Annotated in this window: 17 protein-coding genes; 5 read left to right on the forward strand and 12 right to left on the reverse strand. The window is 70.5% G+C overall.

All coding sequences use genetic code 11. The annotated features are described in order from the left end of the window. Positions 1-16: 16 nt before the first annotated feature. The 8 genes from B0675_RS20055 to B0675_RS20090 all read right to left on the reverse strand — a co-directional run bounded on the left by B0675_RS20055 (position 17) and on the right by B0675_RS20090 (position 10,118). On the reverse strand, positions 17-673 hold the full coding sequence (locus B0675_RS20055; protein WP_081220193.1) for a phosphatidylserine decarboxylase: 657 nt from the start codon (positions 671-673) through the stop codon (positions 17-19). Positions 674-843: 170 nt separating this feature from the next. Next, positions 844-2,049 carry an acyl-CoA dehydrogenase family protein gene (locus B0675_RS20060; protein ID WP_081220194.1) on the reverse strand — a complete coding sequence of 402 codons (1,206 nt, stop codon included), beginning with the start codon at positions 2,047-2,049 and terminating at the stop codon, positions 844-846. 2 nt (positions 2,050-2,051) lie between these two features. Beyond that, complete coding sequence (locus B0675_RS20065) at positions 2,052-2,564, reverse strand: MaoC family dehydratase (RefSeq protein WP_081220195.1); 513 nt, start codon at positions 2,562-2,564, stop codon at positions 2,052-2,054. 5 nt (positions 2,565-2,569) lie between these two features. Continuing rightward, entirely contained in the window at positions 2,570-3,535 is a 966-nt protein-coding gene (locus B0675_RS20070) for a CoA ester lyase (protein ID WP_081220196.1), read from the reverse strand. Continuing rightward, positions 3,532-5,580 carry a protein meaA gene (locus B0675_RS20075; RefSeq protein WP_081220197.1) on the reverse strand — a complete coding sequence of 683 codons (2,049 nt, stop codon included), beginning with the start codon at positions 5,578-5,580 and terminating at the stop codon, positions 3,532-3,534. The genes B0675_RS20070 and B0675_RS20075 overlap by 4 nt, the downstream gene beginning before the upstream one ends. Positions 5,581-5,588: 8 nt before the next feature. Beyond that, positions 5,589-6,926 (reverse strand): crotonyl-CoA carboxylase/reductase, encoded by a 1,338-nt coding sequence (ccrA, locus tag B0675_RS20080; protein WP_081220198.1) that lies wholly within the window; start codon positions 6,924-6,926, stop codon positions 5,589-5,591. A 431-nt stretch (positions 6,927-7,357) separates the two neighbouring features. After that, positions 7,358-8,176 (reverse strand): TetR family transcriptional regulator, encoded by an 819-nt coding sequence (locus tag B0675_RS20085; RefSeq protein WP_241539819.1) that lies wholly within the window; start codon positions 8,174-8,176, stop codon positions 7,358-7,360. A 136-nt stretch (positions 8,177-8,312) separates the two neighbouring features. Beyond that, positions 8,313-10,118, reverse strand: coding sequence for a 3-hydroxyacyl-CoA dehydrogenase family protein (locus B0675_RS20090; RefSeq protein ID WP_081220200.1), 1,806 nt, complete (start codon positions 10,116-10,118; stop codon positions 8,313-8,315). Positions 10,119-10,489: 371 nt separating this feature from the next. Between B0675_RS20090 and B0675_RS20095 the strand changes: the two genes are divergently transcribed. Beyond that, positions 10,490-11,080 (forward strand): adenylosuccinate lyase, encoded by a 591-nt coding sequence (locus B0675_RS20095; protein WP_081220201.1) that lies wholly within the window; start codon positions 10,490-10,492, stop codon positions 11,078-11,080. A gap of 45 nt (positions 11,081-11,125) precedes the next feature. Here the strand turns inward: B0675_RS20095 and B0675_RS20100 are convergent, their stop codons facing one another. From B0675_RS20100 to B0675_RS20115, 4 genes are all read right to left on the reverse strand, one after another. Further along, entirely contained in the window at positions 11,126-11,629 is a 504-nt protein-coding gene (locus tag B0675_RS20100; protein ID WP_179165416.1) for a GNAT family N-acetyltransferase, read from the reverse strand. 20 nt (positions 11,630-11,649) lie between these two features. Then, entirely contained in the window at positions 11,650-12,048 is a 399-nt protein-coding gene (locus tag B0675_RS20105; protein ID WP_081220203.1) for a RidA family protein, read from the reverse strand. Between the two features lie 61 nt (positions 12,049-12,109). Then, positions 12,110-13,693 (reverse strand): alpha/beta hydrolase, encoded by a 1,584-nt coding sequence (locus B0675_RS20110; protein WP_081220204.1) that lies wholly within the window; start codon positions 13,691-13,693, stop codon positions 12,110-12,112. Between the two features lie 182 nt (positions 13,694-13,875). Beyond that, positions 13,876-14,916 carry an Rv2578c family radical SAM protein gene (locus B0675_RS20115; RefSeq protein ID WP_081220205.1) on the reverse strand — a complete coding sequence of 347 codons (1,041 nt, stop codon included), beginning with the start codon at positions 14,914-14,916 and terminating at the stop codon, positions 13,876-13,878. 181 nt (positions 14,917-15,097) lie between these two features. Between B0675_RS20115 and B0675_RS20120 the strand changes: the two genes are divergently transcribed. From B0675_RS20120 to B0675_RS20135, 4 genes are all read left to right on the forward strand, one after another. Further along, complete coding sequence (locus tag B0675_RS20120; RefSeq protein ID WP_081220206.1) at positions 15,098-15,541, forward strand: SRPBCC family protein; 444 nt, start codon at positions 15,098-15,100, stop codon at positions 15,539-15,541. 191 nt (positions 15,542-15,732) lie between these two features. Beyond that, complete coding sequence (locus B0675_RS20125; protein ID WP_081220207.1) at positions 15,733-18,123, forward strand: MFS transporter; 2,391 nt, start codon at positions 15,733-15,735, stop codon at positions 18,121-18,123. 203 nt (positions 18,124-18,326) lie between these two features. After that, positions 18,327-19,160, forward strand: a complete 834-nt coding sequence (locus tag B0675_RS20130; protein WP_081220208.1) for a M55 family metallopeptidase — start codon at positions 18,327-18,329, stop codon at positions 19,158-19,160. Next, a complete protein-coding gene (locus tag B0675_RS20135; RefSeq protein ID WP_081220209.1) occupies positions 19,153-20,466 on the forward strand; it encodes a M20/M25/M40 family metallo-hydrolase in 1,314 nt (437 codons plus the stop codon). Before B0675_RS20130 ends, B0675_RS20135 begins: the two co-directional genes overlap by 8 nt. Positions 20,467-20,468 lie beyond the last annotated feature (2 nt).

Here is a 20,468-nt window from a genome sequence, read left to right on the forward strand (position 1 = left end):
GGCCTGTGTCTCAGGATCAACCACGGTCAATTCGAGTCACCCCAGCCACGGTCTTCTGACCGACCTCCACATCGACCTCGACACCCTCGGGCAGGTAGATGTCGACGCGCGAGCCGAAGCGGATCAGTCCGATCCGGTCGCCCTGCTCGACCTTGGTGCCCTGCGGGATGTACGGGACGATGCGACGAGCCACGGCGCCGGCGATCTGGATCATCTCGATGTCACCGAGTTCGGTGTCGAAGTGCCAGACGACGCGCTCGTTGTTCTCGCTCTCCTTGTTGAACGCCGGAACGAACCCGCCGGGGATGTGCTCCACCGACGTCACCGTGCCGGAGAGGGGCGCACGGTTGACGTGGACGTTGAGCGGGCTCATGAAGATCGCGACGCGGGTCCGTCCGTCCTTCCACGGCATGATGCTCTGCACCACGCCGTCGGCGGGCGAGATCACCCGGCCCTGAGCGATCTCGCGCTCGGGGTCGCGGAAGAACCACAGCATCCCGGCCGCGAGCGCGGTGGCGGGTACGGCCACGGCCCGGGCCGCGCCGGAGCGGCGCGAACGGGCCAGGCTGAGTGCTGCGGTGGCGACGGTCGGGAGGAGCCACGGCGATGCTCCGCGCGCGAGGCGGACGCCGGTCCGGCTGTCGCGAGGTGCAGAGGTTTGGCTGTGGGGCATGGATGACCTTCGTAGCGGATGATGCCGCGCTCTTACGGGGGACGGCGGCTTTCACGCGATCGTACCGGTCGCGCACCACAACTGGGCAAGCCAGGAAGCGGAGTCGACGGCCGAAGAGTGTTGACGGGGTGTGATCTTCTTCGCGAAGAAAACACCCCGAACCAGGACATCTAACCCTGGAGTCGATACTCTTCGAGCAGCCGGCGGCCGATGATCATTTTCTGGATTTCGGCGGTACCTTCACCGATCAACAGCATCGGCGCCTCGCGGTAGAGGCGCTCGATCTCGTACTCCTTGGAGAAGCCGTAGCCGCCGTGGATCCGGAAAGCATCCTCCACGACCTCCTTGCAGTACTCGGAGGCGAGGTACTTCGCCATCCCTGCTTCGAGGTCGTTTCGTTCCCCGGAGTCCTTTTTGCGAGCCGCGTTCACCATCATTGCATGGGCGGCCTCGACCTTGGTAGCCATCTCGGCCAGCTTGAACTGGATGGCCTGGTGCTGGGCGATCGCCTTGCCGAAAGTGTGGCGTTGCTGGGCATACGAGACGCCCAGCTCGAAAGCACGCTGGGCGACACCGCAGCCACGCGCCGCGACGTTGACGCGGCCGACCTCGACTCCGTCCATCATTTGGTAAAACCCTCGGCCCGTGGTCCCGCCGAGCACCCGATCGGCCGGAATGCGCAGTCCGTCCATGATGAGTTCGGTGGTGTCGACCCCCTTGTACCCCATCTTGTCGATCTTCCCGGGAATGGTGAGGCCGGGACGGACCTCTCCGAAGCCGGGCTCCTTCTCCACCAGGAAGGTCGTCATCGACTTGTGGGGCGCCGTGCCCTCGGGGTGTCCTTCGTCACTTCGGACCAGAACGGCCACCAGCGTCGACGTCCCGCCGTTCGTCAGCCACATCTTCTGGCCGTTCAGGACGTACTCGTCGCCGTCCTTCACCGCCTTCGACGAGATCGCCGACACGTCCGAGCCGAGCGCCGGCTCCGACATCGAGAACGCGCCGCGCACCTCGCCGAGCGCCATCCGCGGCAGGAAGTGGTCCTTCTGCTCCTGCGTGCCGTGCTGCTTGAGCATGTACGCGACGATGAAGTGCGTGTTGATGATGCCGGAGACGGACATCCAGCCGCGCGCGATCTCCTCGACGCACAGCGCGTACGTCAGGAGGGACTCGCCGAGACCGCCGTACTCCTCGGGGATCATCAGACCGAACAGGCCGAGTTCCTTCAGGCCGTCGACGATGTCCTGCGGATACTCGTCGCGGTGCTCCAGCTCGGTCGCGACCGGAATGATCTCCTTGTCCACGAAGTCCCGGACGGTGGAGAGGATCTCCCGCTGGACGTCCGTGAGACCGGCGGTCTGGGCGAGTCGCGCCATGGCTACTTCTCCTGCTCCTTGAGCTGGGGGCGGCCGGGCTGTTCGCCGCCGCGCTCCTTGATGTACGTCTCGGTGGGGACCATCACCTTGCGGCGGAAGACACAGACCAGCGTGCCGTCCTGCTTGTAGCCCTTGGTCTCGACGTACACGATCCCGCGGTCCGTCTTGGAGCGGGAGGGCGTCTTGTCGAGGACCGTCGTCTCGCCGTAGACCGTGTCGCCGTGGAAGGTCGGCGCCACGTGCTTCAGCGACTCGACCTCCAGGTTGGCGATCGCCTTGCCCGAGACGTCCGGCACGGACATGCCCAGCAGCAGCGAGTAGATGTAGTTCCCCACGACCACGTTCTTGCCGAAATCGGTCGTCTTCTCCGCATAGTTGCTGTCCATGTGGAGCGGGTGGTGGTTCATGGTCAGCAGGCAGAAGAGGTGGTCGTCGTACTCGGTGACCGTCTTGCCGGGCCAGTGCTTGTAGACCGCGCCGACCTCGAACTCCTCGTAGGTGCGTCCGAACTGCATGGTGCTCAGGCCTCCGGGGCTTCGAAGCTGGACGTGCGCCGCATGCCGGCGGCCCGGCCCTTGCCCGAGATGACCAGGGCCATCTTGCGGCTGGCCTCGTCGATCATCTCGTCGCCGAGCATCGCGGAGCCCTTCTTGCCGCCCGCCTCGGACGTGTAGTAGTCGTACGCGTCCAGGATCAGCTCGGCGTGGTCGTAGTCCTCCTGGGAGGGCGAGAAGATCTCGTTGGAGGCCTCCACCTGGCCCGGGTGCAGCACCCACTTGCCGTCGAAGCCGAGCGCGGCGGCGCGCTGCGCGACCTCGCGGTAGCCCTCGACGTTGCGGATCTGCAGGTAGGGGCCGTCGATCGCCTGAAGGTTGTTGGCGCGGGCGGCCATCAGGATCTTCATCAGGATGTAGTGGTAGGCGTCCGCGGGGTAGCCGGGCGGCTGCTCGCCGACGACCAGCGACTTCATGTTGATCGACGCCATGAAGTCGGCCGGGCCGAAGATGATCGTCTCCACGCGCGGGGAGGCCTGCGCGATCGCGTTGACGTTGTTGAGCCCCTGGGCGTTCTCGATCTGCGCCTCGATGCCGATCTTGCCGACCTCGAAGCCCATCGTCTTCTCGATCTGCGTCAGCAGCAGGTCGAGCGCCACCACCTGCTGGGCGTCCTGGACCTTCGGCAGCATGATGCAGTCGAGGTTCGGCCCCGCGCCCTCGACGACCGTGACGACGTCGCGGTACGTCCACTCGGTGGTCCAGTCGTTGACGCGCACGACCCGCGTCTTGCCGGTCCAGTCGCCCTCGTTGAGGAACTTGACGATGGTGTGCCGGGCGTCGGGCTTGGCCAGCGGCGCGCACGCGTCCTCCAGGTCGAGGAAGACCTGGTCCGCGGGGAGCCCCTGCGCCTTCTCCAGGAAGCGCGGGTTGCTTCCGGGGACCGCGAGACAGGAGCGGCGCGGACGCAGACGGTTGACGGGCGATGTCATGCGGGGACCTCCAGGGGGCCGAGCTTGTTCGCTTTGCGGATCTCGTCGACGATACGGCCGATGATTCCGGTGATGTCGAAGTCCTTCGGGGTGAAGACGGCGGCCACTCCCGCGGCACGCAGTTGTTCGGCGTCGGCGTTCGGGATGATCCCGCCCGCGATCACCGGGATGTCGGCGGCGCCGGCCTTGCGCAGTTTCTCCAGGACGTCCGGCACCAACTGGGCGTGCGAGCCGGACAGGATGGACAGGCCCACGGCGTGCACGTCCTCGTCGACGGCCGCGTCCACGATCTGTTCCGGGGTGAGCCGGATGCCCTGGTAGACCACCTCGAACCCGGCGTCGCGGGCCCGCACGGCGATCTGCTCGGCGCCGTTGGAGTGCCCGTCGAGGCCCGGCTTGCCCACCAGGAACCGGAGCTTGCCGACGCCCAGGTCGCGGGCCGTCAGTTCCACCTTGCGGCGCACCAGGGCGAGCCCGGTGCCCTCGCCGGCGCTGACCGCGACGGGCGCGGAGGAGACGCCGGTGGGGGCGCGGAACTCACCGAACACCTCGCGCAGCGCCCCGGCCCACTCGCCGGTCGTGACGCCGGCGCGGGCGCACTCCAGGGTGGCCTCCATGAGGTTGCCGGTGCCCTCGGCGGCCTCCTTCAGCCGCTCCAGCGCCTTGCACGGGCGCGGGTGGTTGAAGGGCGGCTGGTAGCGCGTGTCCCGCCAGGTCTGGAGCGCGGAGACGACCCGGGCCTCGACGGCCGGGTCGACCGTCTGGATCGCGGCGTCCAGGTCGGCCGTGAGCGGGTTGGGCTCGGTCGACTCGTAGATGTTGACGCCGACGATCTTCTCCTGGCCGGACTCGATCCGGCCCCGCCGCTCGGCGTGCGAGGAGACGAGCTGCGACTTCAGGTAGCCCGACTCGACGGCGGCCATCGCGCCGCCCATCTCCTCGATCCGGTCCATCTCGGCCAGCGACTCCTCGACGAGGGCCGCGACCTTGGCCTCGATCACGTGCGAACCCTCGAAGATGTCCTCGTACTCCAGCAGGTCGCTCTCGTGCGCGAGGACCTGCTGGATGCGCAGCGACCACTGCTGGTCCCAGGGGCGGGGCAGGCCCAGCGCCTCGTTCCAGGCGGGCAGTTGGACGGCGCGGGCGCGGGCGTCCTTGGACAGCGTCACGGCCAGCATCTCCAGCACGATCCGCTGGACGTTGTTCTCCGGCTGCGCCTCGGTCAGGCCGAGGGAGTTGACCTGGACGCCGTAGCGGAAGCGGCGCTGTTTGGGGTTCTCGATGCCGTACCGCTCGCGGGTGATCTTGTCCCAGATGCGGCCGAACGCCCGCATCTTGCACATCTCCTCGATGAAGCGGACGCCCGCGTTCACGAAGAAGGAGATCCGGGCCACGACATCGCCCTTGCGGTCCTCGGCGATCTGCCCGGACGCGAACACCGCGTCCAGGACGGCGATCGCGGTGGACATCGCGTAGGCGATCTCCTGGACCGGTGTGGCGCCCGCCTCCTGCAGGTGGTAGCTGCAGATGTTGATCGGGTTCCACTTGGGGATGTGGTTCACCGTGTACGTGATCATGTCCGTCGTGAGACGGAGGGAGGGGACCGGCGGGAACACGTGCGTGCCCCGCGACAGGTACTCCTTCACGATGTCGTTCTGGGTGGTGCCCTGGAGCCGGGTGATGTCGACGCCCTGCTCCTCGGCGACGACCTGATAGAGCGCCAGCAGCCACATGGCGGTGGCGTTGATGGTCATCGAGGTGTTCATCTGGTCCAGGGGGATGTCCTGGAACAGCCGGCGCATGTCACCGACGTGCGAGACCGGGACCCCGACCCGGCCCACCTCGCCGCGGGCGAGGATGTGGTCGGGGTCGTAGCCGGTCTGCGTGGGCAGGTCGAAGGCCACGGACAGGCCCGTCTGCCCCTTGGCGAGGTTGCGGCGGTACAACTCGTTGGACGCCTCGGCGGTGGAGTGTCCGGCGTACGTGCGCATGAGCCACGGCCGGTCCTTCTCCGCCCTCGCCGGGGCGGGCTGACGCTCGGTCATGGCGGACCTCAGACGTTCCGGAAGCGGTTGATGGCGTCGATGTGCCGGGCGCGCTTCTCCTCGTCGCGCACGCCCAGACCCTCCTGGGGTGCCAGCGCGAGCACGCCGACCTTGCCCTGGTGGAGGTTGCGGTGCACGTCGTAGGCGGCCTGCCCGGTGTCCTCCAGGGAGTACACCTTGGAGAGCGTGGGGTGGATCTTGCCCTTGGCGACGAGCCGGTTGGCCTCCCAGGCCTCGCGGTAGTTCGCGAAGTGCGAGCCGATGATCCGCTTGAGGGACATCCACAGGTAGCGGTTGTCGTACTCGTGCATGTAGCCCGACGTCGAGGCGCAGGTGGTGATGGTGCCGCCCTTGCGGGTGACGTAGACGCTCGCGCCGAAGGTCTCGCGGCCGGGGTGCTCGAAGACGATGTCGATGTCCTCGCCGCCGGTGAACTCGCGGATGCGCTTGCCGAAGCGCTTCCACTCCTTCGGGTCCTGGGTGGTCTCGTCCTTCCAGAACTTGTAGCCCTCGGCGTTGCGGTCGATGATCGCCTCGGCGCCCATCGCGCGGCAGATGTCCGCCTTCTGCGGGCTGCTCACGACGCAGATCGGGTTGGCGCCGCCGGCCAGCGCGAACTGCGTGGCGTAGGAGCCGAGTCCGCCGCTGGCGCCCCAGATGAGGACGTTGTCGCCCTGCTTCATGCCGGCGCCGTTGCGGGAGACGAGCTGCCGGTAGGCGGTGGAGTTCACCAGGCCGGGAGCGGCGGCCTCCTCCCAGCTCAGGTGGTCCGGCTTCGGCATGAGCTGGTTGGACTTGACGAGCGCGATCTCGGCGAGGCCGCCGAAGTTGGTCTCGAAGCCCCAGATCCGCTGCTCGGGGTCGAGCATCGTGTCGTTGTGACCGTCCGAGGACTCCAGCTCGACCGAGAGGCAGTGCGCGACGACCTCGTCCCCGGGCTTCCAGGAGTTCACGCCGGGGCCGGTGCGCAGCACGACGCCCGCGAGGTCCGAGCCGATGATGTGGTACGGCAGGTCGTGGCGCTTGCTGAGCTCGCTGAGCCGCCCGTAGCGCTCCAGGAAGCTGAAGGTCGAGACCGGCTCGAAGATCGACGTCCAGACCGAGTTGTAGTTCACGGAGGACGCCATGACGGCCACCAGGGCCTCGCCGGGGCCGAGCTCCGGCACCGGCACGTCGTCCAGGTGGATCGACTTGCGGGGGTCCTTGTCGCGGGAACCGAGCCCCGCGAACATCTCCGCCTCGTCCTTGTGCACGGTGATCGCGCGGTAGGACTCGGGGAGCGGAAGAGCGGCGAAGTCGGCGGACGTGGCCGTCTGCGACTGGATCGCGTCCAGGATTTCCTTCACGTGGTGCCTCCGGCGATGAGCGTCCTGAGGGGAACGCTGAGGGTTACGTCGGTGCTGCTGCTGAGGGTGGGGGTGTGCCGTCGGTCCGGCGGAGGTGGTGCTGGGCAGCGCTTGGTGTGCGCGAGAGGGTGCCTGTGACGCAGGCGTCCGGGCGCGCAGGCCGTCGGCTTGCGGGGACAGCCGGCGTACGAAGGGTCTCTGCACGCCGGCCGCCCGGACTCCTTCAACGTATGGCACGCCGTGTCACCTGACAAGGCACGCAGTGCCAAAAGTTGCGCTCAGATGAAATCTTTACGTAACACGTGAGCGATGATCGATCAGATCAGGGCATAAAAACACCGGACGCGCTCAAAAGGAGCCCGTCCGGTGCTGAATCAACCCGTCCGGCCACTGCGGACGGGCGGTACTGCCCAAGGTGTGCGAGGGGCCGGCTAGGGCCGGTCCTTGAGTGCCTGCTCGATGGTGCGCATCACCTGGTCCAGGGGGGCGTCCACCCGGGCCACGGTCACCAGCACATCCCCCTCGGTGAAGGACGAGGCGGCGGCGGCCGGTCGCGGCGCGGTCTCCCGTCCCGCGCCGATCCCCGTGCCGAACGTCTTGCGGACGATGGCGAAGGCGTGGTCCAGCTGGGTCTCCACGTCACCCTGGCCACCGGCCCGCAGCCACCGCCGCAGCACGTGGTTGTGCGCCGTGACCACGGCCGACGCGGCGACCTCCGCGAGCAGCGGATCGTCATTGGCGTCGTCGTCGTGCGCGTGCTCGTCGAAGTGGCCGAGGAGATAGCGCGTGAAGAGCCGCTCGTAGCGCGCCACGGAGGCGATCTCGGCCTCGCGCAGCGTCGGTACCTCGCGGGTCAGTTTGTAGCGGGAGACGGAGATCTCCGGCTGCGCCGCGTACATCCGCATGACTTCCTTGATGCCGCGGCACACGGTGTCGAGCGGATGCTCGTGCGCGGGCGCCGCGTTGAGCACCGCCTCGGCCCGGATCAGGGTGTCGTCGTGGTCCGGGAAGATCGCCTCTTCCTTGGAGCGGAAGTGGCGGAAGAAGGTGCGGCGGGCCACCCCCGCCCGGGCGGCGATCTCGTCGACGGTGGTCGCCTCGTACCCCTTGGTCGCGAACAGCTCCATGGCCGCGGCCGCCAGCTCCCGGCGCATCTTGAGCCGTTGGGCCGCCGCGCGGTTGCCCGCGGCGCTCTCCGGAGGAGCGTCGGACGTGGCGGGGGTACGTGAGGACTTGGCGGGCTGGGGCATGACCCGAACGTACTGCATGGGTGCAGGAGAGCGCGCATGTCCGGGGATCCCCCCGCCCGGGACGGGCGAGGGGTTTCCGGCCGGTTCGAGCAGTCCGCCCCAGTCGGCGTCCGCCGTGAACGAGTCGCCCGGACGCTCAGCGGCGGGCATATTCGCGGAAACCGCGGCCCGTCTTGCGGCCGAGGCAGCCCGCGGCCACCAGGTGCTCCAGGAGTGGCGCGGGGGCCAGTCCCGGGTCGCGGAACTCGCGGTGCAGGACCTTCTCGATGGCCAGCGACACGTCGAGACCGACCACGTCGAGCAGTTCGAACGGGCCCATCGGGTAGCCGCCGCCCAGCTTCATCGCCGCGTCGATGTCGTCGAGCGAGGCGTAGTGCTCCTGCACCATCTTGATCGCGTTGTTGAGGTACGGGAACAGCAGCGCGTTCACGATGAAGCCGGCCCGGTCGCCGCAGTCCACCGGGTGCTTGCGGATCGTCGCGCAGACCTCGCGCACGGTGGCGTGCACGTCGTCCGCGGTCAGCACGGTCCGCACGACCTCGACGAGCTTCATCGCGGGGGCCGGGTTGAAGAAGTGCATGCCGATCACGTCCTGCGGGCGCGAGGTGGCGCGCGCGCAGGCGACGACGGGGAGCGACGAGGTGGTGGTGGCGAGGATCGCGCCCGGCTTGCAGACCTTGTCGAAGACGCCGAACAGCTGCTGCTTGACCTCCAGGTCCTCCGCGACCGCCTCCAGCGCCAGATCGACGTCGGCGAAGTCGTCGTAGCTGCCGGTCGGCGTGATCCGCTCCAGGGTCTGCGCCGCCGCCTCGGCCGTCAGCCGGCCCTTGTCGACGGAGCGGGAGAGGGACTTGCCGATCCGTGCCTTCGCGGCCTGCGCCTTCTCCTCGCTGCGGGCCGCGAGGACGACGGTGTGGCCGGCCTTGGCGAAGACCTCCGCGATGCCGGAGGCCATCGTCCCGGAGCCCGCGACACCGACCGAGCGGACGGTGCGGCCGGGGGCCTGCGTGCCGTCCTGCGACGGCGTCAGCGCGTCCCGCACGACGGTGGCGCCGCCGGGGGCGTCGTAGGAGTAGAAACCGCGGCCGGACTTGCGCCCGGTCAGGCCCGCCTCGCTGAGCTGCTTGAGGATGGGCGCGGGGGCGTGCAGCCGGTCCTGGGACTCGGCGTACATGGCCTCCAGGACCGTGCGCGCGGTGTCCACGCCGATCAGGTCGAGCAGCGCGAGCGGGCCCATGGGCAGTCCGCAGCCGAGCTTCATGGCCGCGTCGATGTCCTCGCGCGAGGCGTACTTCGCCTCGTACATCGCGGCCGCCTGGTTGAGGTAGCCGAACAGCAGTCCGTCGGCGACGAATCCGGGGCGGTCCCCGACCGCGACGGGCTCCTTGCCGAGTTCCAGGGCCAGATCGGTGACCGCGGCGACGGCGGCCGGCGCGGTCAGCACCGAGGAGACGACCTCGACCAGCTTCATGGCCGGCGCCGGGTTGAAGAAGTGCAGGCCGAGCACGCGCTCGGGGCGGGAGGAGTCGGCGGCGAGCCGGGTCACGGACAGCGCGTTGGTGCCCGTCGCGAGGATCGTCTCGGGCCGCACGATGCCGTCCAGCGCCCGGAAGACCTGCTGCTTGATGTCGTACGACTCCGGGGTCACCTCGATGACGAGGTCGGCGTCGGCGGCGGCCGCGAGGTCGGTGGAGGTGCGGAACCGGCCGAGGGCGTCCGTGCGCTCCTGCTCACTGAGCCGCCCGCGCCCCACGGCGCGTCCGGTGGAGGCTTCGAGGGCGGCGACGGCCTGGACGGCCGCGGCCTCGCTGATGTCGATGCCGATGACGTCGCGGCCGGCCCGGGCCAGGACTTCGGCGATGCCGGTGCCCATGGTGCCGAGGCCGACGACGGCGACGGTCTTCAGCGGGGACAGAGGGGTGTCGGACAGGGGAGTGGCCATCGCGGGACTCCTGGGAGAGGGTGACGACTGAGGGGTGCGCCCGGGTACGCCGAACAGGCGCACACGGTGCGGAGGTTGCGGGTGTCGACCGGGCTGACGAGCGCACACGCCCGGTGGCGAACGGGGCGCCGAAGAGAGCGCGCCCGTGTGGCGGTGGAGCCGACCGGCCCTGTCCCGGAGCCGTGTCGTACTGCGGTACCTGAGGTACCGGACCGACTGCTCTCCCGGCGGCTGCGTCACCAGGCCACCGAGAGGTCCAACACGAGTGGGTAACTCGCTCGTCTGAGCTTAACCCGCCGGTAACGAGCGCGCCAGCCCCCGACTTTGTGATGTAGGTCCCCGCACCTCACGGGCGTGCCTAAGCTCGGCCCATGGACGAAGCGTTGCGATCACTCACGGAGCGTGTACGGGCCGAGGCGGGGGCGTCACCGGGGTACGAACGCCTCGCGGCGACCGAGGACCCCGAAGTCCTGGCGGCCGCGCTGACCGAACCCGGACAGCCCTTGTGGGCGCGGGAGTTGGTCGCCTTCCGGCTCGGCACCGCCGGTGACCGGCGGGCCTTCGAGGCGCTCGTCCTGCTGCTGAACCACCGCGATCCCGAGCGCTGCGCCTCCGCGGCCCGTGCCCTGGCCCGGCTCGGCGACGCCCGCACGGCCCGCGCCGCCGCCGCGCTCGCCACGAACGAACTGCGCGTCGCCTACGCCCTCCAGCCGGTCCGGCTGCTGGCCGAACTCCGCGCCCCCGAGGCCGTACCCGCGCTGATCACCGTCCTGCGCCGCAGGCTGCACCCGCACGACCCGTACCGCAGGGTCGCGCTCGCCTGCGTCGAGGGCCTCGGGACCCTGGGTGACGCCCGGGCCCGCCCGGTCCTGACCGAGGCGCTGGCCCACCCGGCGCTCGCGCAGGCCGCCGTCCGCGCACTGGACCGGCTTCCCGAGGGGGGAGCCGGCGGCACGCGCTGACGCACCCGGGGGAGGCGGCCCCGTGCGCGGACGGCGGCAGCCGGGTCACGCGCGCGGCAGGGTCCGGACGTAGCGCACCTCGGGCACCTCGACGCCGGCCGCCTCGAAGGGCTCCTCCGCCCCGTCGGCGCCGAAGCCGGCCCGCTCGTAGAACCGGCGGGCCGGGATGTTGTCCCTGAGGACCCACAGCAGCATGCGCTCCCGCCCGGCGGCCACGCACCGGTCGACGGATGCCCGCAACAGGGCCTGCCCGACTCCCCGGCCCACCAGATCCGGATGGACGTAGATCGCGTACAGCTCGACGTCCGCGGGGCCGGCTTCGCCGTCGCGGTAGGGGCCGTGGCACGCCCAGCCCACCACCGTGCCCTCGCGCTCGCAGACCAGGTTCACCACGGAGCCGTCGGCGCGTTCGAGGTGGCCGCGGCGCCGTGCCGCGTCCTCGGACACGCTGAGCGCGTCCAGATACGACTGCGGCATGAGGCCCTTGTACGCGCTCTGCCAGCCGCGCACCCGGATCTCGGCCACGCGCGGACAGTCGGCGAGGGTCATCTCACGGACCCGGAGCGCGCTCACGCGCCGACCACCGCGAACGCCTCGATCTCCATCAGGAACTCGGGTCTCACCAGGGCGGCGACCTGGACGGCCGAGGCGGCCGGCAGCCGGTCGGCGGGCAGGTGCGCGGCCCGGGCGGCCCGGATGGCGGGCAGGTGGGCCATGTCCGTGACGAAGAAGGTCAGTTTGACCACGTCCTCGAAGGTGGCGCCCGCCGCCGCCAGACAGCGGCGCAGGTTCTCGAAGACCTGGCGGGCCTGCGCCTCGGCGTCGCCCTCCCCGACGATCGCGCCGTCCTCGTCCAGCGGGAGCTGGCCCGAGACGGCCACGAAGCGCCCCGTGGCCGCCACCACGTGGGAGTACGCGGTGGCGGGGGCGACCCCGTCGGGGGCGGGGATGCGGGTCGGATCACTCATGGGTCCATCGTGGACCACGGGTCCGACAGCGCCCCCGACGGGGCCTCGCCCGGCTGAGGGTTCAGCCCCGGAAGCCGAGCAGCCCGTGCAGCGCCGAGCCCCGTGCCGAGGTGGACGCGGCCTTCGTGGTCAGCGGCTTGGGGTCGGGCAGCGTCTTGCACACCGCGTCGGCCTCACCGTCGCCGCGCGGCACCTTGCCGTCGGTCAGATACGTCGCCAGGTACTTGTCCAGGCAGGCGTTGCCGCTCAGTGTGATCCCGTGGTTCCCGCCGCCCTGTTCGACGACCAGGCTGGAACCGCGCAGCTGCTGATGGACCGTGACGCCGCCCTCGTACGGGGTGGCCGCGTCGTTGGTCGCCTGGAACAGCAGCGTGGGCGGCAGCCGGTGGTTGGAGATGTCCACCGGCCGCAGCGAGTCCGTCGGCCAGAACGCGCACGGCGCGTTGTACCAGGCGTTGTTCCAGGCCATGAACGGCGCCTTGTCGTACACCGCCCAGTTGTCCTTGCGCCACTTACGCCAGTCGCGTGGCCAGGAGGCGTCACGGCACTGCACGGACGTGTAGACGCTGTACCCGTTGTCGCCCGAGGCGTCGACGGCCGCGAAGTTGTCGTAGGCCTCGACGAGCGCGTCCGAGTCCTTGCCGTTCACATAGGACGCGAACGCCTGGGCGAGGTAGGGCCAGTAGCCGTTGTAGTAGCCGCCCGGGATGAAGGTGTCCTCCAGTTCGGAGGCGCCCACCTTCTTCTGCGCGGGCTTCTTGGCGAGCGCCGCGCGCATCGCGTACCACTTGGCCTCGACCTTGGCCGGATCGGTGCCGAGCTTGTAGGTGGTGTTGTTCTTCGCGACCCACGCGAGGAACGCCAGGTGACGGTCGTTGAAGGCGTAGTCCTGGCTGAGGTTGTCCTCGTACCAGACGCCGGTGGGGTCGACGATGGAGTCCAGCACGAGCCGGCGGACCCGCTGCGGGTACAGCTTGGCGTAGACGGCCCCGAGGTAGGTGCCGTACGAGTACCCGAAGTAGTTGATCTTCTTGGCGCCGAGTGCGGCACGGATCGCGTCCATGTCGCGGACGGCGCTCACCGTGTCGATGTACGGCAGCAGCTCCGCGTACTTGGTGCCGCACGCCGCGGCGAAGGACTTCGCACGGTCGAGATTGGCCTTCTCCAGGGCCTTGGTGCTCGGCACGGAGTCCGGCCGGACCGGCTTGAACTGGCCCGGCCTGCAGTCGAGGGCGGGCTTGCTCGCGCCCACGCCGCGCGGGTCGAAGCCGATCACGTCGTACTGCGCCGCCACGGCCTTGGGCAGTGCGGAGGCGACGAACCCGGCCAGCGTGAGACCGCTGCCGCCGGGACCGCCGGGGTTCACCAGGAGCGGGCCCTGGTACGTCTTCGCGGTGTGCGGGACGCGGGACAGGGCGAGGGTGATGCGCTCGCTGTAGGGGTTCGAGTGGTCCAGCGGCACCTTCAGGGAGGCGCACTGGAGGGTCGGGTAGTCGCTGGTGGCGCACTTCTTCCAGCCGAGCTTCGCGGCCGGGGCGCTGCGCGGTGCGGCCGCGGGGCCGGCGCTCGCGTCGGCGGGGGCCGACGTGATCACCCCGGCCAGTACGGCGGCAGCCCCGCACAGAGCAGCTGCGCGTTTCTTCACAAGGCCTCCCAGGACGGAGGATTTCGAGCCGTGCACGCCACGGCCTTCGCCGTATCGTCCCGGAGCCGGGCCCCGGACGAACGCGTTCCGGCAAGACTCGACCCGATTGGTCCGCCCGATGCGCTCGGATGCCGCCGCGGGTCGCCCCTCGGCCCTTTCCGGCCAGGTGTCCTGAGGGAGCGTCAGAGGAGCGTGAGCTGGGTGGGTTCCGGGGCTGCCGGGGCCGGTGGCTCGGGGGTGGTGATCCGGCGCGGCATCCCCGCGCGCGTGGGGCCGATGCCGTACTCCTCGGCCAGCTCGTGGACCTGGCGGGTGATCCGGCGCTGGTACCACTTCGGGGCGTAGGCGCCCTCCGCGTACAGCCGCTCGTAACGCGGTACGAGATGCGGGTGGTGGTGCCCGAGCCAGGCCATGAACCACTCGCGGGCGCCGGGCCGCAGATGCAGCACCAGCGGGGTCACGGAGGACGCCCCGGAGGCCGCGATCGCCCGTACGGTGGCGCGCAGTTGGGCGGGATGGTCACCGAGGAACGGGATCACGGGCGCCATCAGGACGCCGCAGTCGATGCCGTGGTCCGTGAGGGTGCGGACGACGTCCAGACGGCGCTCCGGGGCCGGCGTGCCCGGCTCGACGGTGCGCCACAGCTCGGCGTCGGTGAAGCCCACGGACACCGAGATCCCGACGTCGGTCACCTCGGCCGCCTGCCTCAGCAGGTCCAGGTCGCGCAGGATGAGCGTGCCCTTGGTCAGGATGGAGAAGGGGTTCGCGTGGTCGCGCAGGGCCGCGATGATGCCCGGCATCAGCCGGTACCGGCCCTCGGCGCGCTGGTAGCAGTCGACGTTGGTGCCCATCGCGATGTGCTCGCCGTGCCAGCGGTGCGAGGCGAGCTGGCGGTGCAGCAGCTCCGGAGCGTTGACCTTGACCACGATCTGCGAGTCGAAGCCGAGGCCGGTGTCGAGGTCCAGGTAGCTGTGCGTCTTGCGCGCGAAACAGTAGACGCACGCGTGCGTGCAGCCCCGGTACGGGTTGACGGTCCACTCGAACGGCATCCGGGACGCCCCCGGCACCCGGTTCACGATCGAGCGCGCCCGGATCTCGTGGAAGGTGATCCCCCGGAACTCGGGGGTGTCGAACGTTCGTGTCGTCACCCGGTCCGCGCCGAACAGCGCGGCGTCCCGGGCGGGGTCCCCGGCGGGGTCCACGGTCAGGTTCTCCCAGCGCATGACGCCTCCTCGGTAGCACTGACCACAGAATAGAACATATGTTCCCTTGATCGTGCGACCGCGTTTCCCGGAAGCCCGGCCGACCCGGCCCGTACCCCACGGGCACCCCGATTTGGGCGCCCGGGCCGCCGGGTGGTTGGCTGACCGCACACCCGAGGAACCAACTGCTGGAGGAAGTGCCATGGCGCAGGTCGAGGCGACGACGGAGCGGGTCATCGCGGCGGACGCGGAGGCGGTGTTCGACGCCCTGGCCGACTACAGCGGCACGCGGCAGAAGCTGCTGCCCGAGCACTTCAGCGAGTACGAGGTCCGCGAGGGCGGCGACGGCGAGGGCACCCTCGTGCACTGGAAGCTCCAGGCCACCAGCAAGCGCGTCCGGGACTGCCTCCTGGAGGTGACCGAGCCCACCGACGGTGAACTCGTCGAGAAGGACCGCAACTCCTCCATGGTGACCACCTGGCGGGTGACCCCGGCCGGTGAGGGGGCGTCGCGTGTCGTGGTGACCAGCGTCTGGAACGGCGCGGGCGGCATCGGGGGCTTCTTCGAGCGGACCTTCGCGCCCAAGGGTCTCGCCCGCATCTACGACGCGGAGCTCGCCAACCTCGCCGCCCACGCCGAGAAGTGACACCGTCGACGCGGCGGTAACCCCCGGCGGGGCTCGCCGACCTCAAGAAGGGCCGCCCGAGGGCGTGTTGATCTCTCACCGGTTCGAGTGGATCTCCCGTCCTCCGGCGTTCGTGCCGTAACTCGTCGCGCTTGCTCGCAGTTGTCGCCATAAGCGGCAATTGTGCGCGGGTGCGACGAGGGGAGCGGTACGTGGGCGGGATCACTCTGGTGCAGGACGAACCGGTCGTCGCACCCCCGCCGGAGGCCGCGCCGCCGGCCGTCGAACCCGCCGGACTCGCCCCGCGCCAGGTGCGGTTGGTCTTCTGCGGGCTCATGCTGGCGCTGCTCCTCGCCGCCCTGGAGCAGATGATCGTCGCCACCGCGCTCCCCAGGATCGTCGGCGAGCTGCACGGCCTGGACAAGATGTCCTGGGCGATCACCGCCTACCTGCTCACCTCCACCGTCGGACTCCCGGTCTACGGCAAGCTCGGCGACCTCTTCGGCCGCAAGGGCGTCTTCCAGTTCGCCATCGTCGTCTTCGTGATCGGCTCGGCGCTCGCCGGCCGCGCGCAGACCATGGACCAGCTCATCGCCTTCCGCGCGGTCCAGGGCACCGGTGCCGGCGGCCTGATGATCGGTGTGCAGGCGATCATCGCGGACATCGTGCCGCCCCGGCAGCGCGGCCGCTACATGGGCCTGATCGGCGCCGCGTTCGGGCTCGCGTCGGTCGCGGGCCCGCTGCTCGGCGGCTACTTCACGGACCACCTCTCCTGGCGCTGGTGCTTCTACGTCAACGTGCCCTTCGGACTGCTCACCCTCGCGGTCGTCACCGTCGTGCTCAAGCTGCCGAAACCGTCCGTCCGCCGGCGCGTCGACGTCCTCGGCATCCTCCTCCTCGCCGCCGCGTCCACCTGCCTCGTCCTGCTGACCAGTTGGGGCGGCACCGAGTACGCCTGGGGCTCCCGCGCCATCCTCGGGCTCGCCGCCGGAGCCCTCGCCGCGACCGCGCTGTTCCTCGTCGTCGAACGCTTCGCCGTCGAACCCCTCATCCCGCTGCGGCTGTTCAAGGACGGCGTCTTCAACGTCACCGCGCTCGTCGGCCTGGTCGTCGGGGTCGCCCTCTTCGGCGCCGCCAGCTACCTGCCGACCTTCCTGCAGATGGTCGACGGCGCCAGCGCCACCGAGTCCGGACTGCTGATGCTGCCCATGATGGGCGGCATCGTCGGCGCCTCCATCGTCTCCGGCCAGCTCATCAGCCGCACCGGCCGCTACAAGCTCTTCCCGATCCTCGGCGGCGCCCTCTCCGTCGTCGGCATGTGGCTGCTCTCGCACCTGGAGGTCGACACCCCCCGGCTGCACTACAGCCTGTGGATGGCGATCCTCGGTGCCGGCATCGGCATGGTGATGCCGGTCTTGGTGCTCGCCGTGCAGAACTCCGTGCGCCCGGCCGACCTCGGCACCGCGACGAGCGCCAACAACTACTTCCGGCAGATCGGCGGAAGCGTCGGCGCAGCCGTCTTCGGCACCCTGTTCGCCGACCGGCTGGCCGACGCCCTCGCCGAACGCCTCCCCGCGCGCCCCGGCGCCCCCGCCGGGGAGGCCGAGTCCATCACCCCGCAGCTCGTCCACGCGATGCCCGCCGCCCTGCGCGACCAGTACATCGGCGCCTACGCGGACGCCATGCCGCGGATCTTCCTCTACCTCGTGCCGGTCCTCGTCCTCGGACTGGTCATCGCCTTCTTCCTCAAGGAGAAACCGCTGGTGTCCCACAACGCCCCCACCGCCGAGCCGGAGTCCGCGCAGGTGAACACCCCCATCCCGCCGGCCCGTTCGGGACACGCCGCCGGGATCCCCGTCTGCGGCACGGTGCAGCACTCCGACGGCACGGTCGTCCCCCGGGCCGCCCTCACCCTCATCGACGTCGGGGGACAGCAGATCGGGCGGGGCGCCAGCGGCGAGGACGGGCGCTACGCGCTGTCCACACCCGGCGCGGGATCGTACGTGCTGATCGCCGCGGCCGGCGGACACCAGCCGCAGGCCGTCTCCGTGACCGTCGGCGAACGACCCGTCGAACTCGACGTCGTGCTCGGCGGCGCGGGCCGCCTCGCCGGCAGCGTGCTGACCGCGGACGGCACCCCGGTGCGGGAGGCCACCGTCACCCTCACCAACGTGCACGGCGAGGTCGTCGCCACCACGCGCAGCGGACGCGAGGGCGGGTACGTGATCACCGAGCTGGTGGCCGGCGAGTACACCCTGGCCTCCAGCGCGCCCGCGTTCCGCCCCGCCGCCCTCCCCGTGACCGTCCAGGCCGCGCGCGAGACCCGCCAGGACGTCGAACTCGCGGGCGGCGCCGTACTGCGCGGCACCGTCCGGGCGGGCGGCGGACGCCCCGTCGAGGACGCGCGCGTGACTCTCCTGGACGCCGCGGGCAACGTGGTGGACACCCTCACCACCGGACCCGACGGCACGTTCCGGTTCGTCGACCTGGCGTCCGGGGAGTACACCGTCATCGCGGCCGGCTACCCGCCCGTGGCCACCGTGCTCCAGGTCGCCGGCGGAGGCCGCACGGAACGGGACCTGCGACTGGGACACGAGGACTGACCCGGCAGGAACGCGCTCCCCGACGGGTGCGTTCGACCGCACGGCAGGGCTCCCTCCGCCGCCCGCGCGACGGAGGAGCCGCGCCGCGGACCGTGTCGAAAGAGCTGATGGCGGGGCGTACCGAGTGACGCCAGTGGTCTGGACCGGTGAGAGTTGTCCACAGGCTCTGCCGGGCCCGGGCACAAGCGCGTACGGTTTCCGGCATGAAGATCCTCATCAGCGCCGACATGGAAGGCGCCACCGGTGTGACCTGGCCGGCCGACGTGCTGCCGGGCACCCCGCAGTGGGAGCGCTGCCGCGCGATGTTCACCTCGGACGTGAACGCCGCGGTGCTCGGCTTCTTCGACGGCGGCGCCGACGAGGTGCTGATCAACGAGGCCCACTGGACCATGCGCAACCTCCTGCTGGAGCAGCTCGACGAGAGAGCCGAGATGCTCACGGGCCGGCACAAGTCGCTGTCCATGGTCGAGGGCGTGCAGCACGACGACGTGGACGGCATCGCGTTCGTCGGCTATCACGCCGGCGCCGGCATGGAGGGCGTCCTCGCCCACACCTACCTCGCGAACTCCATCACCGGCGTGTGGGTCGACGGGGTGCGCGCGAGCGAGGGCCTGCTGAACGCCCGCGTGGTCGCCGAGTACGGCGTGCCGGTGGTGCTGGTCACCGGCGACGACGTGGCGTGCGAGGACGCCCTCGGGTACGCGCCCGGTGCCCTGAAGGTCGCCGTGAAGGACCACGTGTCGCGGTACGCGGCCGTGTGCCGCACCCCCGCCAGGACCGCCGCCGACATCCGGGCCGCCGCCAAGGAGGCCGCGGCGCTCGCCGTGCGGCACGAGCCCGTCGCCGCGGGACCGTTCACCGTCGCCCTGGAGTTCGACGCCGAACATCTGGCGATGGCCGCCACCGTCGTGCCCGGGGTGGACCGTACCGGCGAGCGGAAGATCGCCTACACCAGCGACACCATGTACGAGGGGATCCGGACGTTCAAGGCGGTCACCACGATCGTCTCGGCGGCGGTGGAGGAGCAGTATGGCTGACGCACAGGCACTGGACGAGGTCGTCCGGTTCACCTCCGACCTCATCCGGATCGACACCACCAACCGGGGCGGCGGGGACTGCCGCGAGCGCCCGGCCGCCGAGTACGCCGCGGCGCTCCTGGCCGAGGCGGGCCTGGAGCCCACCCTCCTGGAGCGCACGGCGGGGCGGACCAACGTCGTCGCCCGCGTGCCGGGCACCGACCCGTCCGCCGACGCCCTCCTCGTCCACGGTCACCTGGACGTGGTGCCCGCGCAGGCGGAGGACTGGACCGTCCACCCCTTCTCCGGTGAGGTCCGCGACGGCGTCGTCTGGGGGCGCGGCGCGGTCGACATGAAGAACATGGACGCGATGATCCTCGCCGTCCTCCGCTCCTGGGCCCGCGAAGGTGTACGGCCCCGCCGCGACCTCGTCATCGCCTTCACCGCGGACGAGGAGGCGAGCGCCGAGGACGGCTCGGGCTTCCTCGCCGACCGGCATCCGGGACTCTTCGAGGGCTGCACCGAGGGGATCAGCGAGTCGGGGGCCTTCACCTTCCACGACGGCAGCGGCCGGCAGCTCTACCCGATCGCGGCGGGCGAGCGCGGCACCGGCTGGCTCAGGCTCACCGCGCGGGGCCGCGCCGGCCACGGCTCCAAGGTGAACCGGAGCAACGCGGTGACCCGTCTCGCCGCCGCCGTCACCCGCATCGGCGACCACGAGTGGCCGTTGCGCCTCACCCCGACCGTCCGGGCCGCCCTCACCGAACTCGCCGCCGTCTACGGCGTGGACGCGGACCTGGGCGACCCGGGCGGCGTCGACAACCTGCTCCAGAAGCTCGGCCCGGCAGCGGCCCTCGTCGAGCCGACGGTCCGCAACAGCTCCAACCCGACGATGCTGAGCGCCGGTTACAAGATCAACGTGATTCCGGGAGAGGCCGTCGCCCATGTGGACGGCCGCTATCTCCCCGGCGGCGAGGACGAGTTCCGCGCCACCATGGACCGGCTCACCGGGCCCGACGTGGAGTGGGAGTTCGAGCACCACGAGGTGGCGCTCCAGGCCCCCCTCGACACCCCGACGTACGCGCGGATGCGGGCGGCCGTCGAGGAGTTCGCCCCCGAGGGCCGTGTCGTGCCGTACTGCATGTCCGGCGGCACGGACGCCAAGCAGTTCTCCCGCCTCGGCATCACCGGCTACGGATTCGCCCCGTTGAAGCTGCCCGAGGGCTTCGACTACCAAGCCCTGTTCCACGGAGTCGACGAGCGGGTGCCGGTCGAGGCGCTCCACTTCGGCGTCCGCGTTCTCGACCGCTTTCTGCGCACGGCCTAGGG

The sequence above is a fragment of the Streptomyces sp. M41(2017) genome (genome assembly GCF_002078175.1).
Lineage (GTDB): Bacteria > Actinomycetota > Actinomycetes > Streptomycetales > Streptomycetaceae > Streptomyces.

Excerpts from the sequence above, each read along its gene's own strand:
- B0675_RS20070 (WP_081220196.1), bottom strand. The coding sequence starts at position 3,535 with ATGACATCGCCCGTCAACCGTCTGCGTCCGCGCCGCTCCTGTCTCGCG.
- B0675_RS20095 (WP_081220201.1), top strand. The coding sequence starts at position 10,490 with ATGGACGAAGCGTTGCGATCACTCACGGAGCGTGTACGGGCCGAGGCG.
- B0675_RS20115 (WP_081220205.1), bottom strand. The coding sequence starts at position 14,916 with ATGCGCTGGGAGAACCTGACCGTGGACCCCGCCGGGGACCCCGCCCGG.
- B0675_RS20120 (WP_081220206.1), top strand. The coding sequence starts at position 15,098 with ATGGCGCAGGTCGAGGCGACGACGGAGCGGGTCATCGCGGCGGACGCG.
- B0675_RS20100 (WP_179165416.1), bottom strand. The coding sequence starts at position 11,629 with ATGACCCTCGCCGACTGTCCGCGCGTGGCCGAGATCCGGGTGCGCGGC.
- B0675_RS20090 (WP_081220200.1), bottom strand. The coding sequence starts at position 10,118 with ATGGCCACTCCCCTGTCCGACACCCCTCTGTCCCCGCTGAAGACCGTC.
- B0675_RS20075 (WP_081220197.1), bottom strand. The coding sequence starts at position 5,580 with ATGACCGAGCGTCAGCCCGCCCCGGCGAGGGCGGAGAAGGACCGGCCG.
- B0675_RS20060 (WP_081220194.1), bottom strand. The coding sequence starts at position 2,049 with ATGGCGCGACTCGCCCAGACCGCCGGTCTCACGGACGTCCAGCGGGAG.
- B0675_RS20105 (WP_081220203.1), bottom strand. The coding sequence starts at position 12,048 with ATGAGTGATCCGACCCGCATCCCCGCCCCCGACGGGGTCGCCCCCGCC.
- B0675_RS20130 (WP_081220208.1), top strand. The coding sequence starts at position 18,327 with ATGAAGATCCTCATCAGCGCCGACATGGAAGGCGCCACCGGTGTGACC.
- B0675_RS20135 (WP_081220209.1), top strand. The coding sequence starts at position 19,153 with ATGGCTGACGCACAGGCACTGGACGAGGTCGTCCGGTTCACCTCCGAC.
- B0675_RS20055 (WP_081220193.1), bottom strand. The coding sequence starts at position 673 with ATGCCCCACAGCCAAACCTCTGCACCTCGCGACAGCCGGACCGGCGTC.
- B0675_RS20065 (WP_081220195.1), bottom strand. The coding sequence starts at position 2,564 with ATGCAGTTCGGACGCACCTACGAGGAGTTCGAGGTCGGCGCGGTCTAC.
- B0675_RS20085 (WP_241539819.1), bottom strand. The coding sequence starts at position 8,176 with ATGCCCCAGCCCGCCAAGTCCTCACGTACCCCCGCCACGTCCGACGCT.